At 69.3% G+C, this 13,066-nt stretch carries 13 protein-coding genes; 8 read left to right on the forward strand and 5 right to left on the reverse strand.

Annotation, left to right across the window (positions count from 1 at the left end):
* The first annotated feature begins 2 nt into the window (after positions 1-2).
* The gene (locus E7742_RS05955; RefSeq protein WP_137798117.1) at positions 3-842 is read left to right on the forward strand and encodes a DUF3710 domain-containing protein; all 840 of its coding nucleotides are present in this window, start codon (positions 3-5) and stop codon (positions 840-842) included.
* A gap of 210 nt (positions 843-1,052) precedes the next feature.
* On the opposite strand, the gene E7742_RS05960 is transcribed toward E7742_RS05955, so the two are convergent.
* On the reverse strand, positions 1,053-1,757 hold the full coding sequence (locus E7742_RS05960; RefSeq protein WP_137798118.1) for an alpha/beta hydrolase: 705 nt from the start codon (positions 1,755-1,757) through the stop codon (positions 1,053-1,055).
* Positions 1,758-1,935: 178 nt separating this feature from the next.
* Between E7742_RS05960 and E7742_RS05965 the strand changes: the two genes are divergently transcribed.
* Both E7742_RS05965 and E7742_RS05970 read left to right on the forward strand, forming a co-directional pair.
* Positions 1,936-2,313, forward strand: a complete 378-nt coding sequence (locus E7742_RS05965) for an OB-fold nucleic acid binding domain-containing protein (RefSeq protein ID WP_137798119.1) — start codon at positions 1,936-1,938, stop codon at positions 2,311-2,313.
* Between the two features lie 52 nt (positions 2,314-2,365).
* On the forward strand, positions 2,366-3,046 hold the full coding sequence (locus E7742_RS05970; RefSeq protein ID WP_175420416.1) for a DUF3159 domain-containing protein: 681 nt from the start codon (positions 2,366-2,368) through the stop codon (positions 3,044-3,046).
* Here E7742_RS05970 and E7742_RS05975 read toward each other — a convergent pair.
* Together E7742_RS05975 and E7742_RS05980 are read right to left on the reverse strand one after the other, a co-directional pair.
* Positions 3,023-3,679, reverse strand: a complete 657-nt coding sequence (locus E7742_RS05975; RefSeq protein ID WP_137798121.1) for a potassium channel family protein — start codon at positions 3,677-3,679, stop codon at positions 3,023-3,025. The two genes, E7742_RS05970 and E7742_RS05975, sit on opposite strands and share 24 nt — an antisense overlap.
* A gap of 54 nt (positions 3,680-3,733) precedes the next feature.
* The gene (locus tag E7742_RS05980; RefSeq protein ID WP_137798122.1) at positions 3,734-4,399 is read right to left on the reverse strand and encodes a potassium channel family protein; all 666 of its coding nucleotides are present in this window, start codon (positions 4,397-4,399) and stop codon (positions 3,734-3,736) included.
* Positions 4,400-4,586: 187 nt separating this feature from the next.
* Between E7742_RS05980 and E7742_RS05985 the strand changes: the two genes are divergently transcribed.
* The 4 genes from E7742_RS05985 (at position 4,587) to E7742_RS06000 (ending at position 10,114) form a co-directional block, all read left to right on the forward strand.
* Positions 4,587-6,581 carry an APC family permease gene (locus E7742_RS05985; protein WP_137798123.1) on the forward strand — a complete coding sequence of 665 codons (1,995 nt, stop codon included), beginning with the start codon at positions 4,587-4,589 and terminating at the stop codon, positions 6,579-6,581.
* A gap of 7 nt (positions 6,582-6,588) precedes the next feature.
* The gene (locus E7742_RS05990; RefSeq protein ID WP_137798124.1) at positions 6,589-7,854 is read left to right on the forward strand and encodes a class I SAM-dependent RNA methyltransferase; all 1,266 of its coding nucleotides are present in this window, start codon (positions 6,589-6,591) and stop codon (positions 7,852-7,854) included.
* Between the two features lie 179 nt (positions 7,855-8,033).
* Positions 8,034-8,516 carry a MarR family winged helix-turn-helix transcriptional regulator gene (locus E7742_RS05995; RefSeq protein WP_137798125.1) on the forward strand — a complete coding sequence of 161 codons (483 nt, stop codon included), beginning with the start codon at positions 8,034-8,036 and terminating at the stop codon, positions 8,514-8,516.
* Between the two features lie 44 nt (positions 8,517-8,560).
* Positions 8,561-10,114: an MDR family MFS transporter gene (locus E7742_RS06000; protein WP_137801056.1), complete on the forward strand. Its 1,554-nt coding sequence runs from the start codon at positions 8,561-8,563 to the stop codon at positions 10,112-10,114.
* Positions 10,115-10,209: 95 nt separating this feature from the next.
* Here E7742_RS06000 and E7742_RS06005 read toward each other — a convergent pair whose 3' ends face one another.
* A complete protein-coding gene (locus E7742_RS06005; protein ID WP_137798126.1) occupies positions 10,210-11,040 on the reverse strand; it encodes an ABC transporter permease in 831 nt (276 codons plus the stop codon).
* On the reverse strand, positions 11,037-12,026 hold the full coding sequence (locus tag E7742_RS06010) for an ATP-binding cassette domain-containing protein (protein WP_137798127.1): 990 nt from the start codon (positions 12,024-12,026) through the stop codon (positions 11,037-11,039). The genes E7742_RS06005 and E7742_RS06010 overlap by 4 nt, the downstream gene beginning before the upstream one ends.
* Before the next feature lie 169 nt (positions 12,027-12,195).
* Here E7742_RS06010 and E7742_RS06015 point away from each other — a divergent pair, with 169 nt between their 5' ends.
* Positions 12,196-13,059: a glycosyltransferase gene (locus E7742_RS06015; protein WP_137798128.1), complete on the forward strand. Its 864-nt coding sequence runs from the start codon at positions 12,196-12,198 to the stop codon at positions 13,057-13,059.
* The last annotated feature ends 7 nt before the right edge of the window (positions 13,060-13,066 follow it).

The raw sequence follows: 13,066 nt of genomic DNA on the forward strand, positions 1-13,066 counted from the left end.
GCATGTTCGGACGTCGCAAGAAGAACGAGGCCGCGCCGGAATCGGCCGTCGAACCGGTCGAGGCCGGCTCGGAGGTCGACCGGGACGTGGACGAGGACGCCGCGCTCGACACGCCCGTGGGCGCCGTCGACGGCGGCCCGTACGACGTGAGTGAGCTGGACGAGGACGAGGCGGAGCTGGCGTCCGGCCGGCTCGACCTGGGCTCGGTGCTGCTGCCGATTCCGGACGGCGCCCAGCTGCAGGTCGAGATGTCCCAGGAGGGTGCGCCCCAGGCGGTGCACCTGGTCACCCAGTTCGGGCGTATCACCGTCTCGGCGTACACGGCGCCCAAGTCTCCCGGCCAGTGGCGCGAGGTGGCCTCCGAGTTGGCCGACTCGCTGCGCGGCGACAACGCCGAGGTCAGTGTCGAGAGCGGACCGTGGGGGCGCGAGGTGCTCGGCGTGACCCCCAACGCGGATCTGCGGTTCATCGGCGTCGACGGGGCCCGCTGGATGGTCCGCTGTGTCGTCGCCGGCCCGACCGGCAACGTCGCGGCAGGGTCGCCGCTCGTCGAGATCGCCCGGGCCGTCCTGCGCGGCACCATCGTCAAGCGCGGTACCGAGCCGCATCCGGTGCGGACGCCGCTGCCGATCGTGCTGCCGCAGGTCCTCGTCGAACAGCTCATGGCGGCCCACCAGCAGCAGCTGGCCCAGCAGCAGGCTGCCGCGCAACAGGCGGCCCAGCAGCAGGACGCCCCACAGGGAGCGCAGCAGCAGACGCAGCCTCAGCCGCCGTCGTCGAACGGGTCGGAGCCGCCGCGGCGCGGCGAGTCCGGGTCGGCGATGCAGCAGCTCGGACTGTAGCTCCGCGCGGCGGCCGTTACCTCCGGGGTAATCGACACCGCGCCCTCTCCTACGCAGGCTCGGACATCACACCGAACCGCACCCGTACGAGAGGCGCAGGCCCGTGCACATCGCCACCGCACCACTGACGAACGCGACCGGCTGGTCGCCACCGCGACGGCCACCGGTCGCCTCTTCGGCTGACGGCGGACGGCGCCCCGTCGGCCGCCGTCAGAGGACGCGCTCGAGAGCGGTGAGGGTCGCCCTGCCCAGTGCAGCCGGATCGGCACCGATCTCGTCGAGCGTCAATTCGCACATCGCCGCGCGCGGCAACGCGGCCGTCCACTCCTTCGCCACCGTCAGCGGGTGGACGGCGTCGTCCACCGCGGCAGCCACTCCGACGGGCACGCGCAGGCCGGCGAGCATGTCGGTACCCGGGGCGTGGTACGCGGCCGCTTCCTCCAGCGCGGACGGCAGATCCGGCCACTGCGCGCGCCACGACCGGGCCAGCTCGTCGGCGAGCCACGGCGGACTCGACGCCGTCATCTCGGCGGTGACGGCGTCGAGTCCGTGGGCGCGCAGCTGCGTCGCGGTGAAGACGGCGCTCGCGGCAGCCGGTGCGTCGACCGGCGAACCCGTCCACGCGGGCAGCGCGGCCAGCACCGCCGCCACCCGGTCGGGATTCGCACACGCCCACTCGAGCGCGACGGCCGCGCCGATCGACACCCCGCCGACGACGATCCGCCCGTGGCGGTCGGCCGCCCGATCCATGGCGTCCCGATAGCTGCCGACCACCCGGCGCGGGTCGGGTTCGACCGCGACCGTATCCACTCCGACCTGCGCCAATGCCGTTCGGAAGGCGCGATCGGCGAAGTTTGCGTCGGAGCCGGTTCCGGGAAGGACGACGGCCGAAGCGGGCCACGTGCGCTGTTGCATGAGTCGATCTTGCCCGGTCGGGTGGAGGCCGACACCACACGGCTGTGGTTGTCAGGTCACTTTGGGGTTACAGTGACCAACAGATAGACCATCAGATCCACCGAGAAGGGCCCCGACAGCCCTCGTGAAGTCTTACCGTGCAGCGCATCCCGCGCTGCCAGTTGTCCAGGAGCGCGCTATGGCCCCCGCCGCCGCAGGTTACTTTCGTCGGCTGACTCGCAAACTCACCGAGGATCTCGAGCAGCTCGATGCCGAGGAGATGGTGGAGACGGCGCAGGCCTCGGGCGCCACGCGGGCCTGCGACTGCACGCGCGGCGAAGAAGTCACGATGCTCGGCCGGTTGCGTAGCGTCGAGGCGTGTCCCAAGGCCGCCAACGCCAGCGTCCGGGCCGAGTTCTTCGACGGCACCGACCCGGTCACGCTGGTGTGGATCGGCCGCCGGCGCATTCCGGGCATCGAGCCCGGCAAGACCCTGCTGGTGCGTGGTCGCGTGGGGGACAGCGACGGCCAGAAGGTCATCTTCAACCCGTACTACGAGCTTCGCGGCGAATCCTGACCGCCGAGCCCTGCTCGGGACGCCCGCGTCCCGGATGTGGCACTCTCGTCGCGTGACCGAAACGAAGCAGCAGACGATCCTCGAGCAGCTCGGGGGCCTCAGTGGGCTGGTCTACTCGACGCTGCCGATCATCGCCTTCGTTCCGGCGAACAGCATCTGGGGCCTGGCCCCGGCCGTGTGGATCGCGCTCGGCGTCGCCGCGGCCATCCTGGTGTGGCGCGTCGTCCGGCGCGGCGCCATCCAGCCCGCGATCTCCGGCTTCCTGGGTGTGGGCGTGTGCGCGTTCATCGCATACCGGACCGGTGATGCCAAGGGGTACTTCCTCTTCGGCATCTACACCAGCCTCGTGTACGCCGCCGTCTTCGTGCTCTCGATCGTCGTGCGCCGCCCCCTCGTGGGTGTGGCCTGGGGTTACCTCAACGGGCACCGCAACGCGTGGCGCGCACACCCGGGGGCCGTCCGCGCGTACGACATCGCGACCGTCGCGTGGGCGCTGGTGTTCGGTGCCCGCTACCTCGTCCAGTCCCAGCTCTACGACGCGGACCAGACGGGCTGGCTGGCCGTTTCCCGCATCGGCATGGGGTGGCCGCTCACCGGCCTCGCGCTGCTGGTGACCGTGTGGGCCGTGCGCCGGGCGGACCGGATCGTCGAGCCCGCGCCGGACCCGGCCGAACTCGAACCCGGTACGACCGGTGAGGTCGACCCCGGTTCAGATGTCGACCGCGGCGCGTAGCTCGTCCTCGACCTCGACGGCCGCGACGAACAGCAGCTCGTCGCCGCCCTCGAGCGGGTCGTCCGGCTGCGGCACGATCACCCGGCCGCCGCGCAGGATCGTCACCAGCGCGACGTCGCGCGGAAGCCGGATCTTGCGGACCGGCTTGCCCGCCAGACCGGTGTCGTCGGGCAGGGTGATCTCGACGAGGTTCGCCTGCCCCTGACGGAACGTCATCAAACGCACCAGGTCGCCGACCGTGACCGCTTCCTCGACGAGCGAGGCGAGCATCCGGGGGGTCGACACGGCGACGTCGACGCCCCACGAGTCGTCGAACAGCCATTCGTTGCGGGGGTCGTTGACCCGGGCCACGACGCGGGGCGCGCCGAACTCCGTCTTGGCGAGCAGGCTCAGCACGATGTTGGCCTTGTCGTCGCCGGTCGCGGCGATCACGACGTCGTACGTCTCCAGGTGCGCCGCCTCGAGCAGGCTCAGCTCGCACGCGTCGGCGTGCACCCACTCGGCCTGGGGGATGACCTCGGGTTCGACGTGCTCGAGCTTGCGCTCGAGCAGCATGACGTGGTGGTCGCTGCGGACGAGCTCACGGGCGATGGAGCGGCCTACGGCGCCGGCTCCTGCGATGGCCACTCTCATCGGAGGCATCCAATCGGGTAGTCGATCGAGAAGGGGGACATGAGCGGCGCGAGATCAGTCGTCGGACGGCGGCGGGTTGCCGGCGAGGGCCACGGCCTCGGCGACGGTCCCCGAGACGGCCGCGACGTACACCTGGTCCTGCGCCTGGATGACGGTCTTGCGGTCGGGCAGGATGCCGGAGCCGAAGCGGATGACGAACGACACCCGCGACGACGTCGCGGCCTCGAGTTCGGTGATGCTGCGCCCGACCCAGTCCTCGTGCAGCGACAACTCGGTGACGACGACGGTGCCCGAGGGATCCCGCCATTTCGCCATCTGGTCGTCCTGGGCCAGTGCCAGCATGAAGCGGTCGGTGGTCCACGGCACGGTCGCGATCGTCGGGATGCCGAGGCGCTCGTAGACGGCGGCGCGCTTGGCGTCGTAGATGCGGGCGACGACACGCTCGACGCCGAACGTCTCGCGCGAGACCCGCGCGGAGATGATGTTGGAGTTGTCGCCGGACGACACGGCGGCGAAGGCCTGCGCCCGCTCGATGCCGGCGCGGACGAGCACGTCCCGGTCGAAGCCCATGCCCACGACGGTGTGGCCGGAGAAGTCGGGGCCCAGGCGGAGGAAGGCACTGGGGTCGCGATCGATGACGGCCACCTCGTGGCCGATCCGGCTCAGTGCGGTAGCGAGGGACGAGCCGACGCGGCCACACCCCATGACGACTACGTACACCCGGCACTCCGTTCCTTGCGCAGCGGCCGACGGGGTGCCGTCGGCGTCGAATCGAACCGTACAGCGCGAATCGTCGGAGCGGGCACAGCGGTGGCGGCGGGGTCGGACGCGGAGCAAGGAATCGGAAAAATCGCCCACGACGCCGCCCTGCTGCCTGCGTTGCGTCCGGACGGCTTACGCTTTGGCGGTGTCGAAGGTTTCCACCGCTGCGAAGCGGCTGATTCTGGGGCGACCGTTCCGTAGCGACAAGCTCGGGCACACGCTTCTCCCCAAGCGGATCGCGCTCCCGGTGTTCGCGTCGGACGCGATGTCGTCGGTCGCCTACGCACCGGAAGAAATCTTCCTGGTGTTGTCGGTCGCCGGCATCTCCGCCTACGCCTACACCCCGTGGATCGGCCTGGCCGTCGCCGTGGTCATGGCGGTGGTCGTCGCCAGCTACCGGCAGAACGTGCACGCCTATCCCTCCGGGGGCGGGGACTACGAGGTGGCCACCGTCAACATCGGGCCCAACGCCGGGTTGACCGTCGGCAGCGCGCTGATGGTCGACTACGTGCTCACGGTGGCGGTGTCGATCTCCTCGGCCGCGTCGAACATCGGGTCCGCCGTGCCGTTCGTCGCCGAGCACAAGGTGCTGTTCGCGGTCGCCGCGATCGCGCTGTTGACCGCGATCAACCTGCGCGGGATCCGCGAGTCCGGAACCGCATTCGCGATCCCGACCTACGCCTTCATCGTCGGCATGCTGCTCATGCTCGTGTGGGGCTTCGTCCGGATCTACGCGTTCGGGGACGACGTCCACGCCGAGTCGTCGTCGTTCGAGCTCAACGCCGAGGACTCGCACCTGTACGGCATCGCCTTCGCGTTCCTGATCGCCCGTGCGTTCTCGTCCGGCTGCGCGGCCCTGACCGGTGTCGAGGCGATCAGCAACGGTGTCCCGGCGTTCCGGAAGCCCAAGTCGCGCAACGCCGCCACGACGCTGCTGCTGCTGGGTACCTTCGCCATCACGCTGCTGATGGGCATCATCGTCCTGGCCCAGAAGATCGGCATCGTCTACGCGCACGACCCGGCCACCCAGCTCGTCGGGGCGCCGGAGGGCTACCACCAGAAGACGCTGATCGCCCAGCTCGCCGAGGCGGTGTTCTCGGGCTTCCCGGTGGGATTCTTCTTCATCGCGATCGTGACCGCACTCATCCTGGTGCTCGCGGCGAACACCGCGTTCAACGGGTTCCCGGTGCTGGCGTCCGTCCTCGCGCAGGATCGATACCTGCCCCGTCAGCTGCACACTCGCGGTGACCGGTTGGCGTTCAGCAACGGCATCCTGTTCCTCTCGGGTGCCGCCATGGCCTTCGTCGTCGTCTTCGGCGCCGAGGTCACCAAACTGATCCAGCTCTACATCGTCGGCGTGTTCGTCTCGTTCGTGCTCAGCCAGACCGGCATGATCCGGCACTGGACCCGGCACCTGCGCTCGGAGACCGATCCCGCGCAACGCAATCGGATGAAGCGCTCGCGGGTGATCAACTCGATCGGGCTGGCGATGACCGGCGCCGTGCTGGTGATCGTGCTGCTCACCAAGTTCGCGGCCGGCGCGTGGATCGCGATCGTCGCGATGATCGCGATCTTCATCGTGATGAAGTCGATCCGCCGCCACTACGACGGTGTCGCCGCCGAGCTCGACGATCAGGAGTGGGACGGCGTGCTGCCGAGCCGGACCCACTCGATCGTGCTGGTCTCCAAGATGCACATGCCCACGATGCGGGCGCTGGCCTACGCACGCGCCACGCGGCCCGACACGCTCGAGGCCGTCACCGTGAACGTCGACGAGCCGGATACCCGCGCACTCGTGCGGGAATGGGAGAAGAGCGACATCACCGTGCCGCTCAAGGTGATCGAATCCCCGTACCGCGAGATCACGAAGCCGGTGCTCGAATACGTGCGGCGGGTGCGCCGCGATTCGCCCCGGGACGTCGTGACGGTGTTCATCCCCGAGTACGTCGTCGGACACTGGTGGGAGCAGCTGCTCCACAACCAGAGTGCGCTGCGCCTCAAGAGCCGGCTGCTGTTCCAGCCCGGGGTGATGGTCACGAGTGTGCCGTGGCAGCTGAGTTCGTCCGAACGGGTCAAGCGTGAAAGGGTCGACAACGCGCCCGGCGCGACCCGGCGTGGATTCGATGTGGAAGGCAAGTGACCGGTAGGTGAGTGAGAACTGGGCCGGACGCCGGCTCGAGGTGGTGCTGGGCAATCCCGGCCACGGCGGCTTCTGTGTCGCGCGTCACGAGGGGCGCGTGCTCTTCGTCCGGCACGGGCTGCCGGGGGAGAAGGTCGTCGCGGTCGTCACCGAGGACCGTGGCGGATCGTTCTGCCGCGCCGACGCCGTCGAGATCCTCGAGGCGTCCGCCGATCGCGTGGCGCCGCTGTGTCCCATCTCGGGTCCGGGCGGCGGCGGTTGCTGCGACTACTCCCATGCGACCCTCGCGGCGCAGCGGGCGATGAAGTCGTCGGTCGTCGCCGAGCAGTTGCGCCGCGTCGCAGGCCTCGACATGGACGTCGCCGTCGAGGAACTGCCCGGCACGGGGAACGGGACGGGCTGGCGCTCGCGGGTGCGGCTCGCGGTCGACTCCGCGGGACGTCCGGGATTCCACCACTTCCGCAGCACCGACATCGAGACCTTTCTGGCCTGCCCGCAGATCGAGCCGGACGCCTACAGCGGTCTGGCGGACCGGACCTGGCAGCCCGGCGCCGAGGTGCAGGTGGTGCTGGACGCCGCCGGCGAGCGGCACGTGGTGGAGATTGCGCCGCCCAAGGTGTCCCGGACCGGGCGCCGCAGCCCGGGTCGCCGCGGGGCGACCGCCCGTCGGGCAGCGGCCGCGGGCAGCCGCGCCGAGCGGGTCGTCATCGGGTCCGGACGGGCCGTCGAGCGGGTCGCCGACCGGCAGTGGACGCTGTCGGCGACCGGCTTCTGGCAGGCTCACCGCGGCGCCGCCGCGACGTACTCGTCGGTGGTCGGGGAGTGGGCGCAGGCATCGGCCGGTGCGCGTGTGTGGGATCTGTACGGCGGCGTCGGCGTGTTCGCGGCCACGCTGGCCGACCAGGTGGGCCCCACCGGTCGTGTCGATTCCGTCGAGTTCTCCCGGCGCGCGGCCGCGGAGGGCGCGGCCGCGCTGGCAGACCTGCCGCAGGTGCACCTGCACGCCGCCCGGGTCGAACACGCTCTGGCCGAGCTGCCGGCGCCCGAGGTGGTGGTGCTCGACCCGCCGCGGGCCGGCGCCGGCCGCGACGTCGTGGCCGCGGTCGCGGCGGCGGGTGCGGAGCGGATCGTGCACATCGGGTGTGACCCGGCGTCGTTCGCCCGGGACGTGGCGCTGTACCGGGAGCACGGCTTCCGGCTCGCCCAGGTCCGAGCCTTCGACGCCTTCCCCCTCACACACCACTTGGAGAGCCTCGCGCTGCTGACGCGCTGAGCCCCCGGGAGTGGATCTCGCCACAGTGCCATGCGACGAGATCGACGTTTCCGCAGGTCAAAACCCTCGAAGTTCGGTATGTCGGTTTTGCGAAGTAATTGCTTGACGTACGCAACTATGTCTATAGTTGCGTTCTGCAAGTAATTCACTTGGGACCATTCGAGGATTCGGGGTATCCGATGGCTGTTCAGGCCGATACCGCGCAGGCCCTGGTCGACGCCATCTTTCTCTTCGGCCGTTCCTTGAGGAACGCGCTCGCGAGTGCGGCGGACGATCCGATTGCGCCGGCGCTCGTCGTCGTGCTCGTGGCGCTGTCGGCACGTGGCTCGTGCCGACAGAACGAGCTCGCGTCGGCTCTGTGCGTGAGCCAATCGGCGCTCAGCCGGCAGATGACCGAGTTGGTCGACGCCGGACTCGTCGAACGACATCCGGACCCGGACGACAAACGGGCATTCCGTGTCCAGGTCTCGGAGAAGGGGCACGAGGTACTGCACACCACCAAGGAGGGCAGGTCGGCGCGACTACGGGACCTGCTCGGTGGCTGGAGCCAGGAGGAGGCGGCGGTCGCGTTGACCACGATCGAGCGCCTCACCGACACCCTGACACCACGCTCCGAATCCTTGTCTCTAACAGCCGATCAATGTGGGAGAGCACTTCGATGACGACACCAGTGGGGGAGAGCCGGGCAGGCACCGGTGACGAGGCGATGACCCATCGCCAGATTCTCGAGGTCCTTGCCGGCCTCATCGCGGCGCTGTTCACGGCGCTACTCAGTTCGACGATCGTCTCGACGGCGCTGCCGACGATCATCGGCGACCTGAAGGGCAACCAGACCCAGTACGCGTGGGTGATCACCACCGCGCTGCTGGCCAACGCGGCGTCCACCCCCATCTGGGGCAAGCTCGCCGACCTGTTCAACAAGAAGATTCTCGTCCAGACGTCGATCGTGATCTTCGTGATCGGTTCGGTCATCGCCGGTTTCGCGCACAACGTGCCGGTTCTGCTGGCCGCCCGCGTGGTGCAGGGCATCGGCATGGGCGGCCTGACCGCCCTGGTGGTCGCGATCATCGGCAGCATCATCCCGCCGCGCGACCGCGGTCGGTACTCCGGCTACATGGGTGCCGCGATGGCCGTGTCGATGTCGGGTGGCCCGATCCTCGGCGGCGTCATCGTCGACAGCCCGCTGGGGTGGCGCTGGTGCTTCTTCGTGTGCGTGCCGATCGCCGTGATCGCCCTGTTCCTGCTGCAGCGCACGCTGCACATCGCCACCGAGCGCAAGTCCGACGTCTCCATCGACTGGCTGGGTGCGACGCTGCTGACCGCCGGCGTCAGCGTCCTGCTGATCTGGGTGTCGTTCGCCGGCAAGGCCGACTACTACGACTGGATCTCGAAGGAATCGGCACTGTACGTCGGTGCCGGCGTCCTGCTGCTGATCGCGACCGTGATCGTCGAATCCAAGGTGAAATCGCCGATCATCCCGCTCGCCATCATCACCGAGCGGACCACGGGCCTGGCCATCATCGCCTCCATCGCGGTCGGTGTCGGCATGTTCGGCGCCACGACGTTCCTGGGCCAGTACTTCCAGACCGCCCGCGGGCACACCCCGACGATCGCCGGTGTGCTGACCATCCCGATGGTGATGGGCATGCTGGTCTCCTCGGTGGTCTCCGGCCAGCTCATCTCACGGTTCGGTAAGTGGAAGCCGTTCATCATCGGCGGTGCGGTGCTGCTCGTCATCGGGTTCGGGTTGCTCGGCACGATCGACCACGAGACGAGCCTGTGGCTCATCGGCGTGTACATCGCCATCGTCGGCGTCGGCGTCGGCAGCCTGATGCAGAACCTCGTGCTGGCCGTGCAGAACACCGTGAGCGTGCACAACATCGGTGCAGCGAGTAGTTCGGTCGCCTTCTTCCGGACGTTCGGCGGCGCGATCGGCGTGTCGGTCCTGGGCTCGGTCCTGGCCACCCGCGTCACGACGCTGTCGGCCGAGGGATTCGCGAAGGTCGGCATCGACACGCACTCGCCCGGCAGCGGCGGGAACCTGGACCTGAACGCACTTCCGGGGCCCATCGCGGAGATCGTCCGCGGCGCCTACGGTGACGCGACCGGTCTGCTGTTCACGATCGCCGCGATCGTCGCGCTGATCACGCTGGTGTGTGTGATCTTCGTTCCCAACACCCCGCTGCGGAAGACGATCGACATCCAGAAGCCGGAGGACGACACGGCGGCCGAGGCGGTCGTCGAGGAGGCCAAGGCGTAGGAAGAAACTTCCGCACCTTCGACACCACAGTGGCCCGCAACCGACGGTTGCGAGCCACTGTCGTGTCCGGTGCTCGGGTGCCGCCGAGCGGACGCCTAGGTCTTGCGGTTGTACAGCCGCATCGTCAGCGGGCCGAACACGACGATGAACCCGGCACACCACATCAGCACGACGGAGAGCTGACCGAACTCGAACGAGCCCTCGGACAGTGACCGTAGCGTGGTCACCAGGTGGCTGATGGGATTGACCTCGACGAAGGCCTGGAGCCAGCCGGGCATCGTCGACGGATCGACGAAGATGTTGCTGGCGAAGGTGAGCGGGAACAAGATGAACATCGACACGCCCATGACGGCCTGCTCGGTGCGCAGGAGCATCGCGAACATCGTCCACACCCACGACAGGCTGAACGAGAACAGCAGGAGCAGCAGCACCGAGACGACCACCCCGGGCACGCCGCCGGCCGGCCGGAACCCGAGGATCAGCCCCAGGACGAGCACGATCACCGACGCGATGGTGTAGCGGACGATGTCGCCGAACAACGCGCCCACGAGCGGTGAGGGGCGCCAGATCGGCAACGACCGGAACCGGTCGAACACGCCCTTCTCGATGTCCTTGTTGAGCGTCAGACCCGTGTACATCGTGATCATGACGACGGTCTGCACGAGGATGCCCGGAATCAGGAACTGCACGTAGGCGCCGGTCGAACCCGCGAGCGCACCTCCGAACAGGAACGTGAACATCAACGTGAACATGATCGGGAACATGGTCACGTCGAACAGTTGCTCGGGCACGTGCTTGATCTTCAGCAGCGCCCGCCAGCCGAACGACAGGGACGTCGACAACGCGTTGGGCCGTGCCGGGCGGGGACCCGGCATCTGCAGGACGTCGCCGACGCTCCGGGCCGAGGTGGTGATGGTGTCGGTCATGACGCGGTCTCCTGGAAGGTGTCGGTGTCGTCGGTCGACTCGGCGCCGTGCCCGGTCAGCGCCAGGAACACCTCGTCGAGGCTCGGCTGGCCCAGGGCGAACGTCGTGACCGCGAGGTTCTCGTCGTCGAGCGCGGCCAGGGCGCGCGCGACCCGCTGCGGGTCGGCGATCCGGGCGGTGAGCGCCGCCGGATCGGATTCCAGCGTCACCGGCACCCCGAGGGCGCGCTCGAGCGTGACGGCGGCGTCGGCGCGCCGTGCGGGCTCGGCCACGCGGACGTGCAGTGCCCCCGATCCGACCGACGCCTTGAGCTCGCCGGTGGTGCCCTCGGCGATGACCTTGCCGTGGTCGATGACGGCGATCCGGTCGGCGAGCTGGTCGGCCTCGTCGAGGTACTGCGTCGTGAGCAGCACGGTGGTGCCGCCCGCGACGAGCGCGCGGACGATCTCCCACACCTGGTTGCGACTGCGCGGGTCGAGGCCGGTGGTGGGCTCGTCGAGGAAGATCAGTTCGGGGGTGACGATGATGCTGGCGGCGATGTCGATGCGCCGCCGCATCCCGCCGGAGTACGTCTTGACCTGCCGTCCGCCCGCGTCCCGGAGCCCGAACGCGTCCAGCAGCTGTTCGCAGCGGGAACGGGCCGCAGCGCGCGAGTAGCCGTACAGGCGCCCGAGCAGCAGCAGGTTCTCGACGCCGGTGAGATCCTCGTCGAGCGACGCGAACTGCCCGGTGAGCGACACCTTGCTGCGCACGGTCTCGGGCTCGGCGGTGACATCGTGCCCGAGCACGCGCGCGGAGCCGCCGTCGATCGGGAGCAGGGTCGCGAGCATGCGGATCGTGGTCGTCTTCCCGGCGCCGTTGGGGCCGAGCACGCCGTACACGCCGCCGGTCGGGACCGCCAGGTCGACGCCGTCGACGGCGGTGTTCGAGCCGAACCGTTTGATCAGTCCGGTGGTGTGGATGGCCAGTGCGCTGTCAGGTTTCATCAGGTCCCCGGTGGTGGTGTGGTCGATGGCACAACGCGATCGTCGTTTCAGCCTGTCGGATCGCCCGACCCCGCGCAATCGATTTCGCCGACCGCTCGCACCCGGCCGGCGCCGCGATTCCCGCAGAGCTCGCGTTGAGTACGAACGGACTGTCCCGTATACACGGAGAGTGCCTTCCGAACTCACCCTGTCCGTGGTCGTGCCCGTCTTCGACGAGGAGAACTACATCGGTGCCTGCCTCGACGCCCTGATCGGCCAGAAGGACGACATCCACGAGATCGTGGTCGTCGACAACAACTCGACCGACCGCACCGTCGAGATCGTCGAGAAGGTGGCCGCCGAGCATCCGTTCGTCCGGGTGGTGCGGGAACCGGTGCCGGGCGCGGTGCATGCCCGCAACACCGGCTTCGACGCCGCGACCGGGGACGTGCTGGGCCGCATCGACGCCGACACCCAGATCGGGCCGGGCTGGGCGCGCGCGGTCCTGGACTTCCTCGGCCGTGCCGAGAACCGGGACGTGGGTGCGGTGTGCGGCCTCAACAACTCGTACGACTCGCCCTACCGCGCGCTCAAGGGCCGATACGTCCGATGGATGGTCGGCCGCGGCAAGCTCGGCGGCGGAATGCGGATCGCGAACCTGCACGGCGCCAACATGGCGATCCGCCGATCCACGTGGGAAGCAGTGCGCGAGGCCACCAGTTCGGAACTGGACGTCCACGAGGACGTCGATCTGGCGCTGTGTGCGGTCCGGCGGAAGATCCAGATCGCGCAGCTGACCGAGATGTTCGTCGAGTTGTCCCCGCGCCGCGCCGCGACACCGCCGCGGGAGTTCACGCGCTACGTCGCCGCCGGGGCGAACACGTACGAGCGGCACGGGGTGATGAGCGCCCGCATCCGGTTGCTGCTCTGGCTGCACTGGCTCGGCCACGCCGCGGTGTACCTCGCGTACCGGCCGTACGACCCCGATCGTGGCCGCTTCACCGTGCGCCGGCTCGTGTTCGGCGGCCCCGCGCGCTCGCTGCCGGTCTCCTGAAACCGCC

This window comes from Rhodococcus sp. SGAir0479 (assembly GCF_005484805.1).
GTDB lineage: Bacteria > Actinomycetota > Actinomycetes > Mycobacteriales > Mycobacteriaceae > Prescottella.